27 protein-coding genes and 1 pseudogene are annotated in these 23378 nt (G+C 70.6%); 13 read left to right on the top strand and 15 right to left on the bottom strand.

The window, feature by feature from the left end; all coding sequences use genetic code 11:
* The first annotated feature begins 216 nt into the window (after positions 1 to 216).
* On the top strand, positions 217 to 588 hold the full coding sequence (locus IEZ27_RS32125; protein ID WP_189650677.1) for a nuclear transport factor 2 family protein: 372 nt from the start codon (positions 217 to 219) through the stop codon (positions 586 to 588).
* Between the two features lie 532 nt (positions 589 to 1120).
* Positions 1121 to 2008 (top strand): annotated as a pseudogene (locus tag IEZ27_RS32130) (phosphotransferase family protein).
* A gap of 285 nt (positions 2009 to 2293) precedes the next feature.
* Here IEZ27_RS32130 and IEZ27_RS32135 read toward each other — a convergent pair.
* Positions 2294 to 3661 carry an MFS transporter gene (locus IEZ27_RS32135; protein WP_189650838.1) on the bottom strand — a complete coding sequence of 456 codons (1368 nt, stop codon included), beginning with the start codon at positions 3659 to 3661 and terminating at the stop codon, positions 2294 to 2296.
* 67 nt (positions 3662 to 3728) lie between these two features.
* On the opposite strand from IEZ27_RS32135, the gene IEZ27_RS32140 reads away from it, so the two are divergent.
* Both IEZ27_RS32140 and IEZ27_RS32145 read left to right on the top strand, forming a co-directional pair.
* The gene (locus tag IEZ27_RS32140; RefSeq protein ID WP_189650678.1) at positions 3729 to 4463 is read left to right on the top strand and encodes a helix-turn-helix transcriptional regulator; all 735 of its coding nucleotides are present in this window, start codon (positions 3729 to 3731) and stop codon (positions 4461 to 4463) included.
* Positions 4464 to 4564: 101 nt separating this feature from the next.
* Entirely contained in the window at positions 4565 to 4894 is a 330-nt protein-coding gene (locus IEZ27_RS32145) for a hypothetical protein (RefSeq protein ID WP_189650679.1), read from the top strand.
* Between the two features lie 51 nt (positions 4895 to 4945).
* Here the strand turns inward: IEZ27_RS32145 and IEZ27_RS32150 are convergent, their stop codons facing one another.
* From IEZ27_RS32150 to IEZ27_RS32170, 5 genes are all read right to left on the bottom strand, one after another.
* Positions 4946 to 5317 (bottom strand): hypothetical protein, encoded by a 372-nt coding sequence (locus IEZ27_RS32150; protein ID WP_189650680.1) that lies wholly within the window; start codon positions 5315 to 5317, stop codon positions 4946 to 4948.
* Positions 5314 to 5541 carry a hypothetical protein gene (locus tag IEZ27_RS32155; RefSeq protein ID WP_189650681.1) on the bottom strand — a complete coding sequence of 76 codons (228 nt, stop codon included), beginning with the start codon at positions 5539 to 5541 and terminating at the stop codon, positions 5314 to 5316. Before IEZ27_RS32155 ends, IEZ27_RS32150 begins: the two co-directional genes overlap by 4 nt.
* 266 nt (positions 5542 to 5807) lie before the next feature.
* On the bottom strand, positions 5808 to 6845 hold the full coding sequence (locus IEZ27_RS32160; RefSeq protein WP_189650682.1) for an aldo/keto reductase: 1038 nt from the start codon (positions 6843 to 6845) through the stop codon (positions 5808 to 5810).
* Positions 6846 to 6925: 80 nt separating this feature from the next.
* Positions 6926 to 7387, bottom strand: a complete 462-nt coding sequence (locus IEZ27_RS32165; RefSeq protein ID WP_189650683.1) for a VOC family protein — start codon at positions 7385 to 7387, stop codon at positions 6926 to 6928.
* Positions 7388 to 7513: 126 nt separating this feature from the next.
* Positions 7514 to 7927, bottom strand: a complete 414-nt coding sequence (locus IEZ27_RS32170) for a DUF1761 domain-containing protein (protein WP_189650684.1) — start codon at positions 7925 to 7927, stop codon at positions 7514 to 7516.
* A gap of 122 nt (positions 7928 to 8049) precedes the next feature.
* Here IEZ27_RS32170 and IEZ27_RS32175 point away from each other — a divergent pair, with 122 nt between their 5' ends.
* Positions 8050 to 9045, top strand: a complete 996-nt coding sequence (locus IEZ27_RS32175) for a helix-turn-helix transcriptional regulator (RefSeq protein WP_189650685.1) — start codon at positions 8050 to 8052, stop codon at positions 9043 to 9045.
* 552 nt (positions 9046 to 9597) lie between these two features.
* Here the strand turns inward: IEZ27_RS32175 and IEZ27_RS32185 are convergent.
* From IEZ27_RS32185 to IEZ27_RS32215, 7 genes are all read right to left on the bottom strand, one after another.
* Positions 9598 to 10092, bottom strand: a complete 495-nt coding sequence (locus IEZ27_RS32185) for a GerMN domain-containing protein (protein WP_189650686.1) — start codon at positions 10090 to 10092, stop codon at positions 9598 to 9600.
* Entirely contained in the window at positions 10089 to 11516 is a 1428-nt protein-coding gene (locus IEZ27_RS32190) for a sensor histidine kinase (protein WP_229824539.1), read from the bottom strand. The genes IEZ27_RS32185 and IEZ27_RS32190 overlap by 4 nt, the downstream gene beginning before the upstream one ends.
* Positions 11517 to 11527: 11 nt before the next feature.
* A complete protein-coding gene (locus tag IEZ27_RS32195) occupies positions 11528 to 12217 on the bottom strand; it encodes a response regulator transcription factor (protein WP_189650688.1) in 690 nt (229 codons plus the stop codon).
* Positions 12218 to 12240: 23 nt separating this feature from the next.
* Positions 12241 to 12798: a GerMN domain-containing protein gene (locus tag IEZ27_RS32200; protein ID WP_229824540.1), complete on the bottom strand. Its 558-nt coding sequence runs from the start codon at positions 12796 to 12798 to the stop codon at positions 12241 to 12243.
* 23 nt (positions 12799 to 12821) lie between these two features.
* Positions 12822 to 14039 (bottom strand): acyltransferase family protein, encoded by a 1218-nt coding sequence (locus tag IEZ27_RS32205; protein WP_189650689.1) that lies wholly within the window; start codon positions 14037 to 14039, stop codon positions 12822 to 12824.
* A 27-nt stretch (positions 14040 to 14066) separates the two neighbouring features.
* Positions 14067 to 14882: an SGNH/GDSL hydrolase family protein gene (locus tag IEZ27_RS32210; protein WP_189650690.1), complete on the bottom strand. Its 816-nt coding sequence runs from the start codon at positions 14880 to 14882 to the stop codon at positions 14067 to 14069.
* A 92-nt stretch (positions 14883 to 14974) separates the two neighbouring features.
* Positions 14975 to 15478, bottom strand: coding sequence for a TetR/AcrR family transcriptional regulator (locus IEZ27_RS32215; RefSeq protein WP_379478652.1), 504 nt, complete (start codon positions 15476 to 15478; stop codon positions 14975 to 14977).
* 76 nt (positions 15479 to 15554) lie between these two features.
* Here IEZ27_RS32215 and IEZ27_RS32220 point away from each other — a divergent pair, with 76 nt between their 5' ends.
* The gene (locus IEZ27_RS32220; RefSeq protein WP_189650691.1) at positions 15555 to 16487 is read left to right on the top strand and encodes an alpha/beta hydrolase family protein; all 933 of its coding nucleotides are present in this window, start codon (positions 15555 to 15557) and stop codon (positions 16485 to 16487) included.
* Positions 16488 to 16765: 278 nt separating this feature from the next.
* Here the strand turns inward: IEZ27_RS32220 and IEZ27_RS32225 are convergent, their stop codons facing one another.
* On the bottom strand, positions 16766 to 17308 hold the full coding sequence (locus tag IEZ27_RS32225; RefSeq protein ID WP_189650692.1) for a hypothetical protein: 543 nt from the start codon (positions 17306 to 17308) through the stop codon (positions 16766 to 16768).
* A 141-nt stretch (positions 17309 to 17449) separates the two neighbouring features.
* Between IEZ27_RS32225 and IEZ27_RS32230 the strand changes: the two genes are divergently transcribed.
* Positions 17450 to 17830, top strand: coding sequence for a hypothetical protein (locus IEZ27_RS32230; RefSeq protein ID WP_189650693.1), 381 nt, complete (start codon positions 17450 to 17452; stop codon positions 17828 to 17830).
* Positions 17831 to 17893: 63 nt separating this feature from the next.
* Here IEZ27_RS32230 and IEZ27_RS32235 read toward each other — a convergent pair whose 3' ends face one another.
* Positions 17894 to 18199, bottom strand: coding sequence for a tyrosine-type recombinase/integrase (locus tag IEZ27_RS32235; protein WP_229824542.1), 306 nt, complete (start codon positions 18197 to 18199; stop codon positions 17894 to 17896).
* A gap of 70 nt (positions 18200 to 18269) precedes the next feature.
* Between IEZ27_RS32235 and IEZ27_RS32240 the strand changes: the two genes are divergently transcribed.
* The 6 genes from IEZ27_RS32240 to IEZ27_RS32265 all read left to right on the top strand — a co-directional run bounded on the left by IEZ27_RS32240 (position 18270) and on the right by IEZ27_RS32265 (position 23367).
* Complete coding sequence (locus IEZ27_RS32240; protein ID WP_229824543.1) at positions 18270 to 18428, top strand: hypothetical protein; 159 nt, start codon at positions 18270 to 18272, stop codon at positions 18426 to 18428.
* 262 nt (positions 18429 to 18690) lie between these two features.
* Complete coding sequence (locus tag IEZ27_RS32245; protein WP_268246099.1) at positions 18691 to 19425, top strand: MFS transporter; 735 nt, start codon at positions 18691 to 18693, stop codon at positions 19423 to 19425.
* 204 nt (positions 19426 to 19629) lie between these two features.
* Entirely contained in the window at positions 19630 to 20025 is a 396-nt protein-coding gene (locus IEZ27_RS32250; RefSeq protein WP_189650695.1) for a GntR family transcriptional regulator, read from the top strand.
* A complete protein-coding gene (locus IEZ27_RS32255; RefSeq protein ID WP_189650696.1) occupies positions 20022 to 20909 on the top strand; it encodes an ABC transporter ATP-binding protein in 888 nt (295 codons plus the stop codon). Before IEZ27_RS32250 ends, IEZ27_RS32255 begins: the two co-directional genes overlap by 4 nt.
* Entirely contained in the window at positions 20906 to 21952 is a 1047-nt protein-coding gene (locus IEZ27_RS32260; protein ID WP_189650697.1) for an ABC transporter permease, read from the top strand. The genes IEZ27_RS32255 and IEZ27_RS32260 overlap by 4 nt, the downstream gene beginning before the upstream one ends.
* Positions 21949 to 23367: a S41 family peptidase gene (locus IEZ27_RS32265; RefSeq protein WP_189650698.1), complete on the top strand. Its 1419-nt coding sequence runs from the start codon at positions 21949 to 21951 to the stop codon at positions 23365 to 23367. The genes IEZ27_RS32260 and IEZ27_RS32265 overlap by 4 nt, the downstream gene beginning before the upstream one ends.
* The last annotated feature ends 11 nt before the right edge of the window (positions 23368 to 23378 follow it).

A 23378-nucleotide genomic window follows, 5' to 3' on the forward strand; every position in this document is an offset into this window, starting at 1 on the left:
CAGAGCTGCAGCGAGCCGCCGCTCAACCTGGTCCGCTGCGCCCGCCTCCCTTTGCCGGAGCGCCCTGCCGTTCCATCACAAAAGGGGGTTGGTGCGTCGAAGGATGATCGTTACCATCGGTAGGGACGGAGTGACGTCCAGTCGAGGCTGTGCTGGCTGAACTCTCCAGCCTCCAAGTTTGAGGGTCCGTACTGAGGCGTACTTGAAAGGAAGACTGTGGGCGGTGCAGATTATGAAGCGGTTGCCGATCAGTTCATCCCGTACTACTACAACACGTTCGATACAGATCGCCGGTCCCTCGAGGGGTTGTACAGGCCGACCTCGCTTCTGACCTTTGAATCCAGCCAGACCCAAGGCGCGGCGGACATCGTGGAGAAACTGACCACGCTTTCCTTCCAGAACGTCAAGCACGAGATCCACACCAAGGACGCGCAGCCCCTGCCCGGGGGCGCAGGCGTACTCATTTTGGTGACAGGGAGGCTCGAAGCAGACGGTTCCCCCTTTAGATTCGCGCAGACGTTCGTGCTCATGCCGGATGGCGGCTCGTACTACGTCGCTCATGACATCTTCAAACTGATTTTTGATTGATCGTTAGTTGCTGTGTGATTTCTCTTGCTGGTGCGTCGGTTCCTCTTCAGGGCCCTGAAGCTGGAGCCGCTGCAGTTCGGTGTTGATGAGCGGGCGGTCGGGCGTTTTGTGGTAGCGCGAGCGGGCCGCGCCGCCTGTGGAGGAGTGTCACGATCGGCCACGCCAACCGTGCTGCGGTTGAGTGGCGCGGCATCTGATCACGGAGGGGTGCTCAATCCCGGATCATCGGGTTGGCGGCCCGTGGTGGCTAAGGGAGTTGCAGGCCTGATCGCGGAGGGCGGGTGGGCGCGGGGGTTACGGCTCGAACATGGCGGGATAAGTCCGGCGCGATAACGCGATCTTGAGCGTTTCCGCAGGTTGCACTGCTCGATATCTGTCTTTATGTCAAGCCACCCAGGAGCTCCCGGTTACGCGGCGTCGTTCGGGCCGTGCGGCGCGATTCTTACCAGCACCCAACAACTAGATTGTGTGGGTGACCGCGGACGACAGCGTGCCCTCCAACCTCTCGTATCTCGGCGCCCCGATCGGGCCGATGATCCGCGTCCAGGGCGGGTCGGCCAACCGGCTGTACCGGCTCGACACCGACCAGGGGTCGTTCGCGGTGAAGGAGTTGAACCTCCTCGACCGCCGCTGGACCTACCACGTCGAGGACGTGTTCAGGTTCGAGCGGGCGGCCTTCGCTGCCGGCATCCCGATGCCAGAGCCGGTCTCGGCCAGCCACCACACGCTCGTCCACCGGTGGGTCGAGGGAGAGAAGGTGCCTGAAGCACCGGTGTCGGCGGCGTACGCGTTCGAGATCGGTGAGATCCTCGCACGCATCCACGCACTCGACGTCGAGTGGACCCACGTGTCGATCGAGGACCCGACGTCACGGGACTGGCCCGAACTCGCCGAGCGGGCGGCGTCGACCGGACAGCCGTAGGCCGACGAACTCGCCTCCCACGTCGAGACGTTCCTCGCGATCGCCCACTTCGTCGACACCTGCGAACGGCCGGGCCCCGTCGTGCTGACCCACAAGGACATCCAACCGTGGAACCTGCTCGCTCGAGACGGTCGACCAGTGGTGCTCGACTGGGAGCTCTCGGGGATGCTCGACCTGGCCGGTGAGCTCGGCTCGACCGCGCTGAGCCTGGCGAAGGGATCTGGTTTCGACAACATCGAGCCCACCATCTTCCGCTCGGTCCTCGACGGCTACGTCGCGGGGGGCGGAGCGCTGCCGCCGTCGGGTCCAAGCTGGTTCGTTTTCATGATCGGCGGCTGGCTGGGGTTCACGAGGTGGAACATCCTCCGCTGCCTCGCCGGTGTCGAGGCGAGCACCGGCCCTGACCTCGCGCTGTCGCACGAGTCCGTGCGCAACGGCGTGCGCGGTCTCCCCGACATGTTCGGCCGACTTCCGGAGCTCGAGGCGCTGCTCGTGTGACAGTGACCCGCTTCTGGGCTGGGTGCGCGGCGTGACGCGCGCTCCCGATCCCGCTCACTCCCGGCGGCGGGGCGGCCGGGACGCGAAGAAGCCGCTGACCAAGGTCTGACCGGGCATCGTGTTCGAGGTCAGCGCCGACACCGATGTAGACGCCTTCGGGCACAGGCGCCATCCCGTGCGGCTCCCGCGGCCACGACCCGACCTCGACCCGGCCGACACCTCCCGATTCGGCGCTGGCAACGAACCCGCCACCGGGTGACCCCGCCTCTGAAGAGCTGCGACTACTCAACGGCGGGGAGCGGCTGTCGGCTTGCTTTGGTCGCCGGCTCCATGTCCAGCCGGCTGCTGCGGGCCGCCGTCATGCGATGGCAGCAACACGACGATGATCACGGCGCCGAGCGCCACGCAGACCGCGCCCGCCATGAGCCCGCCGGAGTAGCCCATGACGGCCAGCGCGGCCACCCCGATGGCGCCGCCGATCTGCTGGACGGAGGTGAACAGGGCCGAGCCGAGACCGGCGTCCTCCTCGGTGGTGCCGTCGACCGCGGCCACCGCCATGACGGGCAGGCTCAGCCCGTTGCCCACGCTCAGTATGAGCATGCCGGGCAGGACGTGGGCGACGTAGGAGTCGCCCGCCGCCACGCCGGACAGCAGCAGCAGGCCGGCGATGTTGACCAGGAACGCCAGCAGGAGCGCCCAGCGTGTCCCGATCCTGAGTGAGATGCGGGAGGACAGCCACATGCCCGCCAGGATGCCGGCGCCGTAGGGCAGGTAGGCGATGCCGGCCAGGAGCGGGCTGTAGCCCAGAACGGTCTGCACCTGGATCATCAGCAGGAACGACATCGCGTACATCGCCATCGAGAACAGCAGGGTCGCGCCGCCCGCGACTGCCCGCGTCCGCGAGGCCAGGAACGATGCGGGCACCAGCGGTGCCGCCGCCCGCGACTCGGCCACCAGGAACGCCGCCGCCAAGGCCGCGGACAGCACGACGGCGCCGATGACGATCGGGTCGCTCCAGCCGGTCTCTCCGACCCGCAGCAGCCCGTACACCAGCGACACCGCGGCGCCGGTGACCAGGACCGCGCCGGGAACGTCGAGGCGGCGCCAGCCGGGCGCGCGGGACTCGGGGACCAGCCGGGGGAGCAGCGCCAGGGCCACGGCGACGATGGGCAGGTTGATCAGGAAGATCCCGCGCCAGGACACCAGATCGGTCAGCGCCCCGGACAGCACCAGGCCCGAGGTCCCGCCCAGGGCCGCGATGCCGCCCCAGATGCCCAGAGCCTTGGCCCGCTCCTCCGGCCCCGGATACAGCAACGTGATCATCGACATCGCCGCAGGGCTGGCCATCGCAGCACCGCCGCCCTGCACGAACCGCCCGATCACGAGCTGCCATGGCTCCTGCGCGAGCCCGCAGGCCAGGCTGGCCACCCCGAACAGCGCCACCCCGATGAGGAAGACGCGGCGACGGCCGAGCAGATCAGCCAGCCGGCCGCACAACAGCAGCAACCCGCCGAAGGCCAGGAAGTAGGCATTGACGACCCAGGGCAAGCCGGACGCGCTGAAGCCCAGCTCATCGCGGATGCTCGGGAGGGCCACGTTCACGACGGTGTCATCGAGCACGAGCATGAACTGAACAAGACACAACACAATCATCGGCACCCGACGACGCTATGACCCGCCGCATTTGGCCACAATCCGCGATGAGGCCAGACTGTGTCGCATGGAGGACATGAGCGCGATCACCGTCGGCCACTTCCCGCTGGCCTCGGGGGAGTGGATCCCCCCGCACAGCCACACCCACCACCAGCTCGCCTGGACCCGGCGCGGTGTCCTGAGCGTCGGCGTGGGGGAGGTGTACTGGGTCCTGCCTCCCACCAGGGCGCTGTGGCTGCCGGCGGGTGTCACCCATGCCACCGGTGCGACCCGCGACGCGGTGTTGTGCAGTCTGTACCTGGCGCCGGAGCGCTGCCCGCTGGACTGGCCCGAGCCGACGGCGGTCGGCGTCGACGGCTTGCTCGCCGAGCTGATCGGGTACCTGGCCCGCCTCGATCTCCCCGACGACGTGCGGCTGCGCGCCGAGGCGGTGCTGCCCGACCTGCTGCGCCCGCTGCCCACCCGGCCCATCGACGTGCCGCAGCCCACCGACGAGCGCGTCCGGGTGGTGGCGGCCGCCCTGCTGGCGCATCCGGCCGACCCGCGCAGCCTGGAGGCTCACGCCCGTGCGGCCGGCGTCAGCAGGCGGACGTTGACGCGGCTGTTCGCGCGCGACACGGGCATGAGCTTCGACCAATGGCGCACGCAGGTACGGCTACGCGCCGCCCTGCCGCTGCTGGCCGAGGGGCAGCCGGTGTCCCGGGTGGCGCACGACGTGGGATACGCCACGGCGAGCGCGTTCCTGGCGGCCTTCCGCCGCACGGTCGGCACCACGCCCCGGCGCTATCTGCTCAGTCGTTGACTTTGATCTCCCTCACGGTAGGCCGGGAGATGCCCCTGGCAACGCCAGGAGTGCCGATGATCTCGCCTCCGGCACAGGCTGAGGACCGCCCTTGAGATGCAGTGGCCCGTTACGTCGCCTCCCATTCACAACTTCTCTTCAGGAGTGACAAGGGCGACGGCGGCGCCACCCGGATGGAGATCCTCTTCGGCCCGGTCGCCTTCATGGCCGTGAACTGCGCGTCCTACGACGAGTTCACCGTCTACGAACTGACGGAGGCCGAGTTCCGCGACCACTGCGGTCCGCTCTTCGACGGGTCGTTCGGCGGGCGCCGGGCGTTCGGCATCGGAGGCGCGCGCATCCAGGGCCTGATCCTCGCCGGGGACTACGTCAGCGCCGAAGACGACAAGGAGTTCTGGGAGCCGAGCGGCCTGCTCCGCTTCGCCACATGACGCTGACGATCCACAGCCGACCGAACGGGTGGAACGGGGGCGTCGTGGCAGTCATCCGCCGCCCGGCCGCGGACCACGGGCGGCGGTGAGGGACTTCACGGCCTCGGCGTTCCTGCCGGCGTTGCCCGGCAGCAGCCGGTCCAACTCCATGAAGAACCTCAGCCCCTCCCGCCGTACCGCCGTCACGAACTCCGCCTCCCGCGTCGCCGCCTTCCGCTCGCCGCACGTGACCAGCAGGCTGCCCTTGCCGAGACGTTCGAGCCGCAGGACGAGCGGCTGGTCGAGGGTGACGATCGGCTGCCAATCGATCGTCAGCTCGATCGCCCCCTCCACGTAGTCGGCGTCGGGGGGTGCCTGCGTGCACTCCTCCACCGGCATGAACGATTCATCGGGCAGGCGCAGGTAGCTGAGCAGCGAGATCATGTCAGTATCCTCTGACATGGCCGCAGCGCGACCTTGTCCGGTTTGTTCGGCGGGTAGAACTGCCCGGCCCGGCCGTTGTTGAGGCCGAGCACGTAGACGCCCCCGTCGATGGTGGCCTTGATCTGGTACTGGCCTCGCGGTCCGCAACGCATCAGCGTGTCGCGGTTGGCCTCCAGGACCTTCTGGATCAGCCTCTCGATCTCCTTGGGGCTTAGCGGCTCCATGTCGCGCCCGCTTCGGAGGCGGGGCGGGTGGTGGTCTTGTGGTGGAAGCCGAAGGCCTGTGCGATGACGGGAGCGGGGCTTGGAGAACCGGTTGCCGGAGAGCGGCGGTGCGGGCGGCGCCGCAGATGGTGCCGTCCGCGGTGAGGACGCTGGGTCTCCAACGCCTCCAAGTCTTCCGCAGAGGCTGGAGCACGCGCCACCCAAAAGCCCCAAAAGCCCCGTACTCAGGGACTTTGCGCTCCTATCAGTGGTCATGAACAGGTACGTCAGGCGGCGGCGCGGTCGTCGGTGCGGCGGCGGCGCAGGTCGGCTTGCTCGAGTGCGGGTGGTACGTAGGCGATGTCGAGAGTGCCCGGGTTCACCCCAGGCGGGACCACCTTGTCGATCTGGTCGAGGGTGTCGTCGTCGAGGGTGGTGCCGACGCCGGCGAGCAGGTCGCCGAGCTGCGCCATGGTACGGGGGCCGATGATCGCCGAGGTGACCGCGGGATGGCTGATGACGAAGGCCAGGGCCAGATGGGTGAGCGACAGACCGGCCTGCTCGGCGATCGGGACGAGTTCTTCGACGGCATCGTGGTTGCGCTTGTCGGTCATGTGCTTCGGCACCCAGTGCATGCGGGCGCTCGAGACTTGTTCGTTGCCGCCCTTGCGGTAGCGGCCGGTGAGCAGACCCGAGGCCAGCGGGCTCCAGACCAGCGTGCCCAGCCCGTAACGCTCGCAGACCGGGAGGACGTCGCGCTCGATACCGCGGTTCAGGATCGAGTACGGCGGCTGTTCGGTGCGGAAGCGGGCCAGCCCGCGCCGTTCGGAAGCCCATTGGGCCTCGACGATCTCCGCGGCCGGCAGGCTGGAATGGCCGATCGCGCGTACCTTGCCCGCCTGCATCAGGTCGGTCAGGGCGGCGAGGGTTTCCTCGATATCGGTGCCGGGGTCGGGGTGGTGGACCTGGTAGAGGTCGATGTGGTCGACGCCAAGTCGCCGCAGCGAGTTCTCGACCGCGGTGACGATCCAGCGGCGGGAGCTGCCGCGATGGTTGGGGTCGGCGCCCATGGGGCCGTTGAACTTGGTGGCGAGCACCACGTCGTCGCGTCGGCCACGCAGCGCCTTGCCCACGATCCGTTCGGTTTCGCCGTCACCGCCGTAGACGTCGGCGGTGTCGATGAAGTTGATGCCGGCGTCGAGGGCCCGGTGGATGATGGCGACGCAGTCGTCGGGGTCGGGGTTGCCGAACGGGCCGAACATCATGGTGCCGAGGCAGTAGGGACTGACCTTGATGCCGGTGCGGCCCAGGGGGCGAGTGCGCATGATCTGTTCCTTCCAAAGGCGAAGGGGTGGTCCGAGGCGGCCTGAGCAGGCCGGCTCGGACCGGATGAGTGCGTTGGTGGTCAGCCGGCGTACGGGGCGGCGACGTCGAGGATCCAGGTGACGCCGAAGCGGTCGGTCAGCATCCCGAAGCCCGGGGCCCACTGCGACGGGCCGTACTTCTCGATGATGTCGGCGCCGTCGGTGAGCTTGTCCCACAGCACGCCGACTTCCTCGGTGGTTTCGCCGCGGACGGACACGAAGAACCGCTCGCCGGTCAGCGTCATGCCGTGCTCGCGAGTGGTGGCGGCGGGCGCGGCGGCGGCCGGTGCCTGGCTGGGCACGTCGTAAGCCATGATGCTGAAGCCGTTGTCGGCCGTGACCTGGCCGAAGACGATCTTGTCGGCGTCTGGCAGTTCCTTCGGCATGCCGAAGTCGCCGTACGCGATGGTGGTGAGGTGGCCGCCGAACACGGTCTGGTAGAACTCCAGCGCTGCGCGAGCGTCGCCGCGGAAGTTCAGGTGGGTGGTGGTGGAGATGGCCATGCTGGTGACTCCTTGTTGATTTTCCGGGCACGGTACGCCCGGTATGGGCTGGTAAGTCTCGTTAGAGAGAAGTAGGGAAGGGGTGTCGGACGGCCGAATCGGCGAGTCCCCAGGGTGCTGCCGGGCTCAGACGGCCAGCAGAATGGCGCAGACGATCAGGCTGCCGACGATGTTGTAGCTGCCGGAGATCGCCGCGTAGAGCAGCGGTCGCGGGAAGTTGGGGTTGATGGCGATGGTGACGGTGTTGGCCGTGAGGTGGCCGAGGCCGACGATGAGGCCGAACAGCAGTGCATCGCCGTAGGTGTCGATCTTCAACGCAGCTATCAGGATCGCGCTCGTGAGGGTGATGACCAGGCTGGTCAGTGGCGGCCCGGCGAGAAACAGCGGCGAGGTCGGCGCCTTGGCGCCGACCTCGCGGCCGAGGGAGCGGTTGTACGCCTTGGGGAACAGGCCGGCGAACCAGACGCCGCCGAGCAGGGTCAAGGCGATGAAGCCGAGCAGGATCCCGAACCAGTTCAGATTGCCCAGAACATCAAACATGGTGCTGACTCCGTCAGTGTTAAAGGGGGGGCCGTCCGGGTCGCGTGGCTGACCGGCTCGATACGAAGGCTCGCAGGGGTAGGTGACAGGGTGTGGCACCTACTTCGGGCAGAATGAGGTTCATGCAGAAAACTTCTGCCCGACTGCTGGCTCTGCTGTCGCTGCTGCAGACCCGCCGGGACTGGCCCGGCACGGTGCTGGCCGATCGCCTGGACATCAGCCTGCGCACCGTGCGCCGCGATGTCGACCGGCTCCGCGAGCTCGGCTACCCCATCGCCGCCGTCAAAGGCCCTGACGGCGGCTACCGGCTCAGCGCCGGCACCGAACTGCCCCCGCTGCTGTTCGACGACGAACAGGCCGTCGCCCTCACCATCGCCTTGCAGATCGTCGCCACCAACCCCGGCAACGGCCTCGCCGAACCCGCCGAGCGGGCACTGAACACCATCCGGCAGATCATGCCCTCCCGACTCCGGCACCGCATCGACGCGCTGCGCGTCACCGCCGTTGAACGACCTGTCACCCTGCCGGCCGCCCCGGTCGACGGCGACGTGCTCCTGACCATCAGCGCCGCCGTCCACGCCCGCGAGATCTTGCGCTTCGACTACGGCGCCGAGGTCACGGCCCAACCCCCGCGCCGCGTCGAACCCCACCACGTCATCACCTGGGACGGACGCTGGTACCTCATCGCCTGGGACCTTGACCGCGACGACTGGCGCACCTTCCGCGCCGACCGGATCACCCCGCGCACCCCCAACGGGCCCCGGTTCACTCCACGCGTACTGCCCGGAGGAGACGCCGCCACCTTCGTCACCAGCACGTTCCGCGGCTCTGGCGACGCCTCGGGCAACTGGCCCTGCCAAGGCACAGTGATCCTCGACCTGCCCGCCGCCACCGTGGCCCTCTACACCCGCGAGGGACTCGTCGAGGAGATCGGCCCCTACCGCTGCCGGCTCACCCTCGGGTCCTGGTCCTGGCCCAGCCTCGCCGCCGCCATCGCCCGCTTCGACGCCGACATCGAAGTCATCGGCCCCGACGAACTCACCGACGCCTTCGAACACCTCGCCCGCCGATTCACCAGAACCGCAACCGGCCACGGCATCGCATCACCGACATTGTGAGTTGCCATGCCTACGAAAGACGCAGTGGTTGAACAGAGCAGTGAACTCGTCGGCACCATGCGGGATCGGTCAAGCGCAAGCGGCCGGGTAGTCGCACACTGCGCCTCCACGCGCGGCGCCCTCCACCGCGACCAGTTGGCACTGCGCATCCACGACTGCGCGTTCTCCGCGATGGACCTCACCGCCCACCACCCGCGCACCGGCGAACTGCTGTCCACCGTGAAGTTCATGGTGCAGACCCTCGCCGCCGCCGGCGAACTCCAGCGCGACCTCCAGAGACGCCCGGGGTGGCCGCGCCCTGATGACGGCGGGCTCGATGCTCGGCACGCCGGCCTGGTCGCAGGTGCGCACCGCGGCCCAGTTGTACGTGGTGTTCGCCCTCATCGGCGTCGCGTCGGCGATGGTGCTGTACGAGTAGGAAGACCGCTGGTTCAGTCGCCTTGGGCTCCACGGATGGGACGTCCCCACAGGGCCATTCAGCCATCGCCCGAAACGGTGCGTATGGCCAGCTCCGCCCTGCGGCCAGGCCATGTCATCGGCTGATCGGAACGGTCATGGCATGCAGGTACGGGTGCCGGTCGAGCCGTCGACCCGATGGATCTTGACCCGGACGGAGCCCAGGGCGGTGCGCGTCGTCGTGCTGACGGTGTCGGCCACCGTGCACACCAGTTGCCGTTCGGCGGTACGGTCGATGCCCCAGCCGAAGGACAGCCGGACGTCCACCGGCCCGCGCGGGCCGATGCGGACGAGCGGGAGCGGAGCGCCCGGTGGGACGAAGCTGACCAGGCCGCGCGCGCGTTCGGCGGCGTCCGGGCCCTGCACCAGCGCTTCGAGCGCGGCGTGCAACGCGTCGGTGCCCCGGTAGAGGCGCGACACCCGTTCCAGCCCGAGCGCGGAGGAGAAGTACACGTGCACGGTGGCAGACCGGCTGGTCACGCCCTCCAGCGCGGTGGCCGCGGGACCGGCGGGCACCGGACCGGTGTCGGTGATCGCGCAGGCCGCCGTCAGCGCCACTGCCAGCAGAACCGGTGCCAGGCGGCGGCTCACGGCCGGTTCCAGGGCAGGGTGAGGGTGAAGACCGCACCGCCGTCCGGGGCGTTGGCGGCGCTCAGCGTGCCGCCGTGCAGGCGGGCGTTCTCGTAGGCGATGGCCAGGCCGAGACCGCTGCCCTCGCTGCGGGTACGGGCCGCTTCGCCCTTGGCGAACCGGTCGAAGACGTAGGGCAGCAGGTCGGCGGCGATGCCCGGTCCGTCGTCGGTCACGGTGAGGGCGACGCCGCCGGGGACCGCCCGGGCCCGCAGCCGTACCGTGGCCGCGGGTCCGCCGTGGCGCAGCGCGTTGCCGACGAGGTTGGCCAGGATCACGTCCATGCGGCGGGGGTCGAGCCGCACGCGCAGCCCCTCCGGGACGTCCACGGGGACGCGGTCCTGCCAGTGCCGCAGCGCGAGCGTCTTGCGCACCAGCTGCGCCAGGTCGACCTCGTCGAGGGTGAGGACGGCGGCCCCGGCGTCGAACCGCGACACCTCCATCAGGTCGTCCACGAGCCGGGCGAGCCTGCGCGTCTCGTCGGCGACCAGGCCCACGGCCTCGGCGGTCTCGGGCGGCATCCGGCCCGCCGCGACGTCCTCGTCCAGCAGGCCGGTCACGGCGGTCATCGCGGCCAGCGGCGTGCGCAGCTCGTGCGAGACGTCGGCGGCGAACCGGCGGGCACGGGCCTCCATGTCGCGCAGGACGGCGGTGTCGCGTTGCAGGGTCGCGGCCATGGTGTTGAAGGTGCGGCCGAGGTCGGCCAGTTCGTCGTCGCCGGTGACGGTGATCCGGGTGTCCAGTTCGCCCGCCGCCATGCTCTCGGTGGCGGAGCGCAGCCGCCGCACCGGGCGCAGCACGCTGCCCGCCGCCAGCAGCGCGGGCAGGATCGCGGCCAGGACGACCGGCAGCGCTCCGGCGCGCGCGGCGGTGACCAGCGAGTCCACGTCACGTTGCTGGGCGGCCAGCGAGAAGGAGGCGAACACCACCAGCGGCGGCCGGGCCGCGGGCCGCGTGGCGTCCCGTACCGGAACGGCGATCGCCAGCCAGGGCCGGCCGTCCCGCTGGAAGCGCTGGACCAGGGACGTCGTCGCCGCGGCCGCCGCGCCTTTCAACTGCGCGGGCAGCGCGGGAGCGGCCGATGCGGCGACGACCAGCGGCCCGTCCTGGAACGATGCGGCGGTGCGCCAGTCGCGTGAGCCGCCCGCGCGGTCCAGCTGGAGGGTCAGGGCGCGCAGGTCGGCAGGGGCCGGATCGGAGGGCAGGTCCGGTGCCAGCGAGTCGATCTGCGTGCGCAGGTCGTGCACCGCGCTGCTCTGGACGCGTTCCAGGATCGCCGAGCGGGCCTGGTGGAAGGTCAGCGCGGCGGTGGTGAGCGCGCCGAACGCGGTGACCAGCACGAACCCCACCACCAGGCGGGTACGCAGCCCACGCGGCACTCTCACCCGTGGCACCCTCACAGCGGTCCGAACCGGTAGCCGAAGCCGCGTACGGTCTGAACGTAGCGGGGACTGCGCGGATCGTCCTCGATCTTGGCCCGCAGCCGCATCACCCCGGCGTCGACCAGCCGGTAGTCACCGTGGAAGGTGTGCTCCCACACCTGCTCCAGGAGCTGCTGACGGCTGTAGGTGCGTTCGGGGGAGGCCGACAGGAACAGCAGCAGCTTGCGTTCCGAGGGCGCGAGGGCGACCTCCGTGCCGTGCTTGAGCACGCGCAGCGCCGTCCGGTCGATCTCCAGGTCGCCGAAGAAGGCGCGGTCGTCGGCGGCCTCCGGCTGCGCGAGCGCGACGCGGCGCAGCACCGCGCGCATCCGGGCCTCGATGACCTCGGCGCTGGCCGGCTTGACGACGTAGTCGTCGGCGCCCGACTCCAGGCCCACCACGACGTCCACGTCGTCGCCGCGCGCCGACAGGATCACGATCGGGAGGACCTGGCTGAACGCGCGGATCCGGCGGCAGACCTCCAGCCCGCTCATGCCCGGCAACATCAGGTCCAGCAGCACCAGGTCGGGAAGCGACGCCGAGACCTCCGCCAGCCCCTGCTCACCGGTGCCGACCGCCACGGTCTCGTGCCCGCGCCTGCGCAGCCCCAGCGAGACGCCCCGGCGTACGGCCTCGTCGTCCTCGATCAACAGAACCCGCGTCATGATCCCTCCATCGAGCGTCCCGGTCACCGGGACGGGGTGGTGACGTCGAGCGGAACGGCCGAGCCGGTCTCGTCACAGGTGACCGGCCAGGCCGGGCCCGCGATCCCCGACTCGAAGACCCGCACGACCACGTCGGCCTGCGCGCGTCCGCCCGGCACGCCGGGCGCCGCGGCGGCGGTGCACACCAGCTGGCTCACCGCCGTGTGGTCGAGCTCGGACACCACCCACGGCAGGTACAGGTCCACCGCGCCGCGCACGGCCCGCGCCCGGACCTGCCGCGACCCGCCCGGAAGGGCGGTGGTCAGGCCGCGCGCCCGTTCGGCGGCGGTGGGCCCGGCCAGCAGCGCGTCCAGCGCCTGCTGCGGCCCGGCGCCGGGCCTGGCCGGACGGGCGGCCGGCCAGGAGCCGTACGGCGTGCGGAAGTACACCCGCAGCTGACGTGACCGGTCGGTGGTCAGGCCGCCGGTGGCGGGCGCACCGGCCGCCATCGGCCCGGTCGCCCTCACCTCGGTCCCGCAGGCCGCGACCGCCAGGACGGCGGCCAGCAGCGCGACCAGCCGGATCAGCTGCGTGCCTCCCACTCTCCTCCTGCCCGCGCGTGTCGTCATGGTGAGCCCAGCCGGCTCACGTCGACGGTGCCCGTTCCCGGATTCGGCTGAGGAATCGCCGCCCATGTGCCCACGGCCACGGTGATCGCGACGGCCAGCGCGGCCAGCCCCGGGCGGCCGGTCGCCCATCGGGCCCGCGACCGTACCGGGTCCTCCACCAGCAGCTTCGACAGTATCGCAGCCAGCAGCGACAGCCCGATCGCCAGAGCGTCGCGCCCCCAGCCCCCCACCCCGAGCACCTCCTGGGGCAGCAGCAGAAATATCGGCCAATGCCACAGGTACAGGCTGTAGGAGACCTCGCCCAGCCGGCGCGGCAGGACGCCGCCGACGGCCCGCCCCACGAGCCCGCCGGGCACGGCGGCCAGCAGCGCGATCAGCACGGCAGAGGCCAGCGAATGCGCGAACATCCCGCCCTGGAACAGGCCGGGGGCCTTCTCGCCCGCGGTCAGCGTCCAGGAGAGCACCAGGACGCCCAGCAGGACCGCGCACAGCGCGTCCGCTGCCGCCCTGGGCACGCGTCCGGCCAGGTCCCGTGCGGGTGCGGTCGCCGCGACCGCGCCCAGCAGCAGCGAGAACGCACGCGTGTCGGTGCCCTCGTAGGCGCGGGTGGTGTCCACGGCGTCGCCGTACCTGACCATCAGGAAGAGCGAGATCAGCGCCCCGACCGCTGCGACGGCGGCGACCCGCCGATGGCCGCCGGCGCCCCCGCGCCCCACGGCCAGTACGACCAGCGGCCAGAGTAGGTAGAACTGCCACTCGACGCCGATGCTCCACAGGTGCGCGAACAGGCGGGTGCCGGCGGCGTTCCAGTAGCCGATCTGCTCGGCGATGTAGTGCCAGTTGGCGGCCTGGGCCGCCGCCCACGGCGCGTCCTGCAACGCCGCCCGCAGCATCGAGGGCGTGGCGAACACCCAGGCCAGCAGCAGCGTCGCCACACCCATGAAGGCGAGGGCGGGCAGCAGCCGCCGCGCCCGCCGAGCCCAGAAACCGGGCAGGTCCAGGCGGCCGCTCCGGTCGAGCTCGGCCAGCAGCAGCCCGGTGATCAGGAAGCCGGACAGCACGAAGAACAGGTCCACACCGAGGAACCCGCCGGACAGGTACCCGGCGTGGAACAGGAGTACTGCCGCGACGGCCAGGCCGCGCAGCCCGTCCAGCGGCCCGATGTGCGCACGCCCCGGGCTCTGCCGCCGATGGGCCCCGGCGAAGGAAAGCATGTCAACGACTCCCGTCCGGGTTGAGGATCAGGCGCAGCCCAGCTTGGAGAAGCGCTCGTCGCCGACCCACGAGCCGTTGGCCCACACCTCGGGCGCGGCCGGGGTGAAGCCGAGCTGCTCGCCCAGCTTGCCGGTGAACCATTTGGCGAAAGCGGCCGAGCCCTGCTGGCAGGAGTGGATGCCGTCCTTGGAGCGCTGCGCCTTGGACGCCGACGCGTCGGCGCCCCACAGCTCGGACGCGTCCAGGAACTGCGCTTTGCCGTCCTGGACGGCCTGCCGTGCGGTCTCGGGCGCGCTCCTGATCGCCGAGGCGTACTGCTTGTAGAAGTCGTCCAGCTTGAACGGCGGCGCCGAGACGATCACCAGCTCCCCGCCCGCCTTCTGGACGGTGGCCGCGAGTTTCCGGTAGGCGGCGAGTTGCTGCTGCCGGGTTCCCCAGTCGTAGGTGGTGATCTGGTAGGCGACGACGTCGGGCTTGAACTCGGCAAGGTTCTTGCCCAGTTGCTGCCAGGTGTCCTTGGCGCCCATCTTCGTCACCGGGTGCTCACCGGCGACGACGTTGCCGCCACCGCTGGAGGTGGCGTTCTTGAACTCCACGCCGCTGGCCTTCAACGCCGCGCCCAGCGCAGGGGCTTCGGCTCCGGCGATGGAGTCACCGAGCCACAGAACCTTCTTCCCGGTCGATTCGGACTTGCCGGAGGTCGCCGCCGTGGTCTTGGCATCGTTGCCGCCGCCGGAACCCTCGCCGCAGGCGGCGAGGGCAGCGCTCAGGCTCACCGCGGTCAGGGCCAGCGCGGCTCTCTTGATCGTACGGCGTCGCGTGGGAAGGCTGTTGTTGTGCATGACTTCACCCAACCAGCGGAAAACTCCTGGTCAGTGCGGTCGTCATCAAACCATCACACAACGGTGGAACTCCGGTCATCAACCGGTCGGCGTCACCCCCGAAGATCTCCAGCGATGCACAGGTTGCCCACGCCGCGCATGAGCTCGAAGGCGTCCAGATCGGGACGGATCTCGCCGGCGGCCGCCGCGGCCTCCAGCAGCTGGGCGCACACCGGCACCAGGCGGTCGAGGAAGTAGGCGTGCAGCGTCTGGAAGGCGGTGTTGTCCGGCTGCAGGACCGCGGCCAGCCCGTGCTTGGCGACCAGGAAGTCGACGAACAGGCCGATCCACTGCCGCAGCGCCGCGTACGGACTCGGGCCGGCGGCCAGCATCGTGGCGGTCCCGACCCCGGCCTCGGCCGCGATGTCGCGGATCGGCGCCTCCACGCCCGAGGTGACGAACACCGCGGCGGCCGCGCGCAGCAGGTTCTCCTCGCTACGCCGCGCATCGGCCCGTTTCGGACGTGAGTGGTCCACGCCGTTCCCTTCCAGGGGCGGATTGCTAAACGGGACGCTGTCCCGTATTGTTGTAAGCGGGACACGGTCCCACTTATGCATGTTGCCAGAGCGCCGGCGGCCAAGCCCTGCCCTCGCCCTGTGCTCACCTACGACAATCCGCCCGAAAGGCAGTTCCATGCCCGCATCGCCCACCGCCCCCGTCGTGTCGGTCAGGCCGGTCGTCCTGCCCGCTCCCGGACGAGGCGAGGACCTCCGGGTCCGCGTCTCGGCCCCCGCCACCGGCGACCACCTGCCCGTCGTCGTCCTGTCCCACGGCCACGGCTGGTCCATGGACGGCTACGCCCCCTTGGCCGACCACTGGGCCGCCCACGGCTTCGTGGTCCTGCAACCCACCCACCTCGACTCCCGCACCCTCGCCCTGCCCGCCGGCGACCCCCGCACCCCCGACATCTGGCGTATCAGGGTCGAGGACCTCAGGCGCGTCATCGACAGCCTCGACGTCCTGGAAGCAGCCCTTCCGGGCCTGGCCGGACGCGTGGACCACGACCGCCTGGCCGTCGCCGGGCACTCCTGGGGAGCCCAAAGCGCCAGCATGCTCCTCGGCGCCCGAATCCTGGACGCCGGCGGCCGCCCAGGCCAGGACCTGTCCGACCGCCGCGTCACGGCCGGCGTGCTGCTCGCCCTGCCCGGCACAGGCGGCCAGGACCTGTCGCCCTTCGCCGCCGAGCACCTGCCCTTCATGAACCCCGCCTTCGAGTTCATGACCACCCCGGCCCTGCTGGTCGCCGGCGACAAGGACGACTCGCCGCTGTCGCTGCGGGGACCGGACTGGTTCACCGACGGCTACCACCTGAGCCCCGGCGACAAGAGCCTGCTGACGCTGTTCGGCGCCGAGCACACCCTCGGCGGCGTCGCCGGACACCAGGTCGCCGAGACGACCGACGAGAGCCCCGAACGCCTGGCCCTGCTGCAGCAGCTCACCACGGCCTACCTGCGCAGCGCCCTGGCCTCCGGCGACCTCGCATGGCCCGACGCCCGCGCCGCCCTGGAATCGGCCCCCCACCCCCTGGGCCGGATCGACGGCAAGCAGGCCGATCAGCCGGCCTGACGGGTGCCGACCGGCTCGACATGACCGACGTCGTCGATCGGCACGCGTGGGCCCGCAGGTCGCGTACGAGGTTGTGGAGGCCGGCCCTCTTGGGGGTGATGTCGTTGATGCAGAGCTTGGCAGAGGGGTCGGCGGACGCTCGGGGGAGTGGCGCTCCGGCGCATCCGCGCGCTCCACGTCCTGGCGCGACGGCAGTTCGTGCTGATCACCACTGCCGCCACGGCCGTTCTCGCACCTGCTCTGTTTCGCCGTGGTCGCGAGCATCGTGATCGGCGGGCTCAGCTCCAGGTCGCCCGCTTGAGAATCGTGCCGAGCCGGCTGTCGCTCCACTGGTCGAAGATGAGGATCTTCGACTTGGGCAGGTGCCAGATCCGTTCCTGGTAGGAGACGCCGGTCTGCTTGGCCGACTGCGTCGCGCAGCCGACGTGCCAGACACGGTAGGTGGCCTTGTGTCCCGCGCCGACCGGACGGAGGCCACGGGCGACGAGCTTGCCGGGGAAGTCCGCGACGTAGCGCTTGTCGGGTGCGCAGGCCGCGAGCCCGTTGCCCGGGTGGTACGGCTCCTCGGGGTCGTAGGGGTTGCCGTGGCGGGCCAGGGAGATGCCCTCCGGCCCGACGAGGTAGAACCCGCGGCACTCGACGGCGAGCCGGTCGCAGCGGCCGGTCTTGACGTGGATGCCCCACATGTCTTCTTTCCCGACTTTCCAGGTCTTGGGGATCTGGAGCGTCATGCCGCGGAAGGTCAGCGGCTTGGTCGCCACGCTCTGCGCGGGTGCGCCGGTGAACAGGAGGGAGGCGGTCACAACCAGGGTCGTCAACATGATCCCGAGGCTAGGGAAGCCCGCTTGTGGCTCGGCTGCAACGCTCTTGGAGCGCGCTCGAACGGCCACGCCGGACTCCCGGCACCGTTCCTTCCGGGCCCTCCGGTCGTTCGCCGGAGGTGAGCGCGTTCGAGGGGAGCCTTGAAGAGCCTGCGCATCGGGCTGAGCGGCCCCGACCTGTTCGCCGTCCTCGGCTCGCTGCCCGACCGGCTGGTGCCGCCCGGGCTGTCGAGCGAGCTCTCGGTGGACGACCAGCCCGGCGAGGCGCGTGAGCGGTGGCCGGCGGACATGCGCCGCTGCGACCTGTCGGCCATGGCTCACCGGCCAGGCCCTGCGCACCACCAGGACGGGTCGTTCCTGTCGCTGGACAAGGGCGAGCTGGTCGTCTCGACTCCGTCCGCGAGCTCGGCCCCGTGGACATGCTGCGGTCGCTCGCCGGCACACCCTTCCGGCCGGCGTCCTTCGCCGGCGTGCACTACCCGAACGGCTGGGCGTGCGCCTTCCCCCGGAAGGGGCACCTGACGCTGGTGTCGGCCTGTCGTCAAGGAATCTGTCACCAAGTACACGCGGGCGCGTTAAGCCTGGTCAGTGGGTACGGCGGCGCGGTGCCAGGACCTCGGTGACCTTGGCGATGGCCTCAGCGCCGGGTTTGACGTAGCGCATGGCGGTGCGGGGGTTCTTGTGGCGGGTCTTGCCCATGATGAGTTGCAGGGGGATCTCGGCGTCGCCGAGGTGGGTGGCGGCGCTGTGGCGCAGCTGGTGCAGGTCGAGCCCGGCGTACTTGTCCAGCAGGACGCGGGCGCGGTCGTAGCCGGGACGGGCGCGGCCGGTGTGCTGGCAGATGTCGGCGGCCGCGGGGCGGCGGGCCGGGACGGGGCGCCGTTCGGACAAGAAGAGCGGAGCGCGGCAGAAGGCGAGCGGCAACCAACTGGGCGATCCCGCCAAGGCCGGGGAGGCCGTCGTGCACATCACGTCGGTCGATCGGCCGCCGGCCCACCTCGTCCTGGGCTCGGACACACTGCGGCTGGTCACCGCCGCGCGCACGGCCGTGGACAAGGACATCCGTACGTGGGAGGCACTCTCCCGGACGACCGACTTCGCCGAGGGCGCTCAGCTCTGACACCCGGCGCCCCCGCCCGGAGCCGCCGCATCACCGAACGCGAGGGCGATGCCAGGGAGCGGGCCATCCTCGACATCTGTGAGGCTCTGCCGGCGCAGAAGGGCTACGACGCCGTGACCGTCAGCGACATCACCCAGGGTGACGAGCCGACGACACTTTCGTTCGGCGCGACAGCCGCTGCGCCTTGCCGTGGCGCTACCTTGCCACATCGGCGACGCTACGCCTTGCGCATGCTCCTCGTCTGCCGCGCTGACCAGGCGCTATGCCTTCATGGACTCTGCCCCCGTCGCCTACTGCACGGAGGTCAGGGGCACGGCTATCCCTTTCTCCCGTACTTGGTCTGTCCCTCCTGTACGGCGTGGCCTTCGCGTACGGCACGCCGGGCCTGGTCAACTCCGCCGCCCAGACCGGCCTGGTCCGGGACATGCTGCCGGCCCGCCACCTCGACACGGCCAACGGCCTGCCGTCCACCATCGATCAGGGGCTACGGATTTTCTCCCCCGCTGTAGGCAGTGCCCTGTACGCCGCATGGGGAGGCAGCGCGCTCGCCATCGGCGTGGCCGCCTGCCTGGCGCTCACGGCGCTGGTGCTCCTGACCGTCAAGGTACGCGAATCCACGCCGGAACCCCGCCGCCCGGAGCGCGGTTGGCGGCAGGAGACGGCCGCCGGCCCGACCCACCTGCGAAGCGTCCCGCTGCTGTGGCGCATGGTGCTCGTGACCGTGGCGGCCTTCGGCGTCGTCGGCGTCTTCGACTCGTCCCTGTTCGAGCTCGTGGGCAAAGGACTGGGGATGGACGCCGCGTTCTTCGGGGTGCTGATGGCCGTCCAGGGAGCCGGAAGCGTCCTGGGCGGTCTGACCGCCGCCCCGGTGCTGCGCCGCCTGGGGCCGGCGGTCATGGTCGCGACCGCGCTCGCGCTGCTCGTCACCGCGGGCCTGGCGATGGCCGCCGACCTCGCCGGCGTCCCCCTGCGCGCACTGAGGAACATCACGCTGTGAACCGCTGAAGATTCGCCGTCACTCGACGGTGGAAGTCACAGCTCGTTCGGCGAGGCAGGGGAAGGATTTGCCCCCGGTGTAGGGCTGAGGTCGGGCTGAAGAGCGATCGACCGCTTCGGGTGCCGGGTGGCACGGCGATCCTTTATGATCCTTTAACACCTAGACATCTAAAGTCCTACGAGTCTAGATAAATGGAGGATCCCGGTGATCGAGTTCCATCTGGACGGCCGCTCCGGCGTCTCGCCGTACCTGCAGCTGGTCCAGCAAGTACGTCAGGCGCTGCGGCTCGGCGTGCTGCGCGAGGGTGACCAGCTGCCGACCGTCAAGGAGGCCGTGGCGCAGTTGGCGATCAACGCCAACACGGTTCTCAAGGCCTACCGGGAACTCGAGCACGAGGGTCTGGTCGCCGCCCGGCCAGGGGTGGGGACGTTCGTGACGGCGACGCTCACCGACGCCTCGCTGGCCGCGCACGGCCCGCTGCGGCTGGAACTGCGGCGCTGGCTGGCCAAGGCCCGCCGGGCCGGCCTCGACGACGAAAGCATCGAGGCCCTCTTCATGACCACCTTTCGGACCGCCACCGCTCAGGAGGACATAGCGTGACTTCGGTCCTGCAGGCCCAGGGTCTGGGCAGGAAATACGGCAAACGCTGGGCGCTGCGCGAGTGCACGATCGACATACCGGCGGGCCACGTCGTCGGACTGGTGGGCCCCAACGGGGCCGGGAAGACCACACTGCTGAAGCTGGCCAGCGGCCAGCTGGAGCCGACCGCGGGCGGCATCACCGTGCTCGGCGGCCGGCCCGCCGGCGGCCCGGCCCAGCTGGCCAAGGTCGGCTTCGTGGCCCAGGACACCCCCGTCTACACCGGGCTCAGCATCGCCGAGCACCTGCGACTGGGAGCGCGGCTCAACCCCCGCTGGGACGACGGCATGGCGCGCGAACGCATCGCGCAACTCGGCCTCGACCCCGCCCAGCGGGCGGGCAAACTGTCGGGCGGGCAGCGCGCCCAGCTCGCCCTCACCGTGGGCCTGGCCAAGCGGCCCGAGTTATTGATCCTGGACGAGCCGGTGGCCTCGCTCGACCCGCTGGCCCGCCGCGAGTTCATGCAGGGCCTGATGGAGGCCACCGTCGAGCACAGGTTCAGCGTGGTGCTCTCCTCCCATCTGGTCTCCGACCTGGAACGGGTGTGCGACTTCCTGATCGTGCTCGTCGACTCGCGCGTCCAGGTGGCCGGGGAGGTCGACAAGCTGATGGCCACCCATCACCGGCTCACCGGCCCGCGCCGCGACCCCGACCGGCTCCCCGCCGACCAGCACGTGGTCTCCGCACGCCACACCGACCGGCAGAGCACGTACGTGATCCGCACCGACGCCCCGATCCACGATCCCGCCTGGACGGTCACCCAGCTCAGCCTGGAAGACCTCGTCCTGGCCTACATGGACAAGCGCACCGCCGACCGGCGGGTCGCCCTGGAGGTGCGGCGATGATCTGGCTGACCTGGCGCCAGTTCCGCGGCTCGGCCGCGATGACGGCCGCCCTGCTCGTCGTCCTCGCCGTCGTCCTGGCCCTGACCGGCCCCGAACTGGCCTCCGACTACTCCGCCGGGATCGCGGCCTGCGTCCAGGACGACACCTGCGACCGCTTCTACGACCACTTCTTCGGCGGGCACGACACCGAGTTCATGGCCCTGACCCTCGTCGTCCTGCTCCTGCCCGCCCTCGCCGGGCTCTTCTGGGGAGCACCGCTGATCACCCGCGAGCTGGAGGCCGGCACGCACCTGATGGTGTGGAACCAGAGCATCACCCGCGGCCGCTGGCTGGCGGTCAAGCTCGCGCTCATGGGCTTGACCGCCGTGGCCTTCGCCGGCCTGTGCGGCCTCATGGTGACCTGGTGGTCCGACCCTCTGGACAAGTCAGCCACCGAGAACCTGGCCCTGATGGCTCCCCTGGTGTTCGGCGCGCGCGGCATCACCCCGATGGGGTACGCGGCCTTCACCTTCGTCCTCGGCGTGACCGTGGGCATGCTGGTACGCCGCACGCTGCCCGCCATGGCGCTCACGCTGGTCGTCTTCGCCGCGTTCCAGTTCGCCATGCCGCTGCTGGTCCGGCCACACCTGATGCCCCCGATCACCGCGACCGTCGAACTCGGCAAGACGAACGTGGACGGCATCGGCATAAACCGGGATCGAGGCGGATATGTGGAGATTCGCCTGAAGTCGGCCGTTCCCGGTCACGCGGGCGCCTGGGTCCTGTCCGCCGACCTGCTCGATCCGTCCGGACGCGTGCTCGGCGGCGACAGCGGCTTCGGCGCCGCCCGGGTGTCCACCACGTCGGGGCCCTGCGCGCCGTCGGCGGGCGCCGGGGACGGCTGCATCGCCGAGATCAACCGGCTCGGCTATCGACAGCGGGCGACCTACCAGCCCCTTGAGCGCTTCTGGCCCTTCCAGTGGATCGAGACCGGGATCTACGCCCTGCTCACCCTCGGCCTGTCGTGGTTCTGCTTCTGGTGGATCCGCAGGCGCCTGTCATGACCGTCATCAGGATCGCGGCCGCCGGGCTGGCCCTCCTCCTGGCGGCGGCCTGCACGGCCCCGGCGCCGCCGCGCGGCCTGGCGAGCACGGCGGACGCCACGACCTGCGCGCCACCCCAGGGAGCCCCCGGGCCGGAGACGGCCACCACGATCGACGTCATCGAACAGGCCTACTTCTGCATCCTCGGCGCCTACTACAGCGGCGCCACGCTGGACGCCCGCTCGCTGCTGAGCGCCGGGTTCGCCGCCCTGACCCAAGAGCTCAACCGCAGCGGACGCGACCTGCCCGAGGCAACCATGCCGGCGCTGACCGGCGACCGCAGGACCGACTGGGCCGCCTTCGAGGCCGCGTACCGCAGGACCACCGATCGGGTCCCCGACCTTCGCGACAGGCTGGCCGTCGTCACCCTTGAGGCCATCGTGGCCGGCCTCGGCGACAACCACGCCCGCTGGGCGCACGACGTCAAGCGGCCCCCTGACTACTACGACGGCGACGGCTACGGCCTGGGCCTCCTGGCGAACGTCCATGGCCCGCAGGTGGACGGCAGCCCCGGCGTCGCCCTCCCCCCGCTGTTCGTCACCACCGTGCAGGGCGGCGCGGCGCGGGCGGCCGGGCTGCGCCCGGGCGACGTCATCGAGTCGGTCAACGGATCGGCGCCCTTCATCGACGGGAAGGCCACCCCCGCGATCGCCGCCCTCTACCCGGCGTACCCGGAGGCGCGCCCGGTCCGGTTGCGGCTCCTGCGGCAGAGCACCGGCCGCCACTGGAGCGTGACGCTCAAGCCCGGCCTCTACCAGCAGGACTGGGCCGACCTGCGGGTGGTGACCTCGAAGCTGCTGGACGACGACATCGCCTACGTACGAATGCGCGGATTCGCCCCCGACTCCGCCGACCGGGTCCTCAAGGCGATCTCCAGACTGCGCACCGGCCGGACGCTGTCCGGAGTCGTGCTGGACCTGCGCGGCAACGGCGGCGGCAGCCCCGTGGAGGCGACCCGGCTGGTCAGCGCGTTCGGCCACGGCAAGGTCACCGCCTACCAATGCACCGTGGACGGCAGGTGCGAGACCTCGCGGACCGACGACACCGTCGAACTGCTCGGCCTGCCGCTGGTGGTGCTCATCGACCGCGGTTGCGCCTCGGCGTGCGAGCACTTCAGCTCCGCGGTCAAGGACCTGCGCCTCGGCCTGCTGGTCGGCACCAGGACCGCCGGGGTCATCTCCGGCCCGGCGCAGCCGCACCTGCTCGCCAACAACACCAGCCTGAGCTTCCCCGCCAGGCACCACCTCGGACCCGACCGCGAGGTGATCGACCGGATCGGCGTGCCGCCCGACCACCACGTGCCCCTGACCTCGCGGGACGCGACCGCCGGGCGCGACCCCGCGCTGGCCAAGGCCATGGCCTTGCTGGACAAGTGAATGGACCTCTC

Source organism: Nonomuraea spiralis (assembly GCF_014648435.1).
Classification (GTDB): domain Bacteria; phylum Actinomycetota; class Actinomycetes; order Streptosporangiales; family Streptosporangiaceae; genus Nonomuraea; species Nonomuraea spiralis.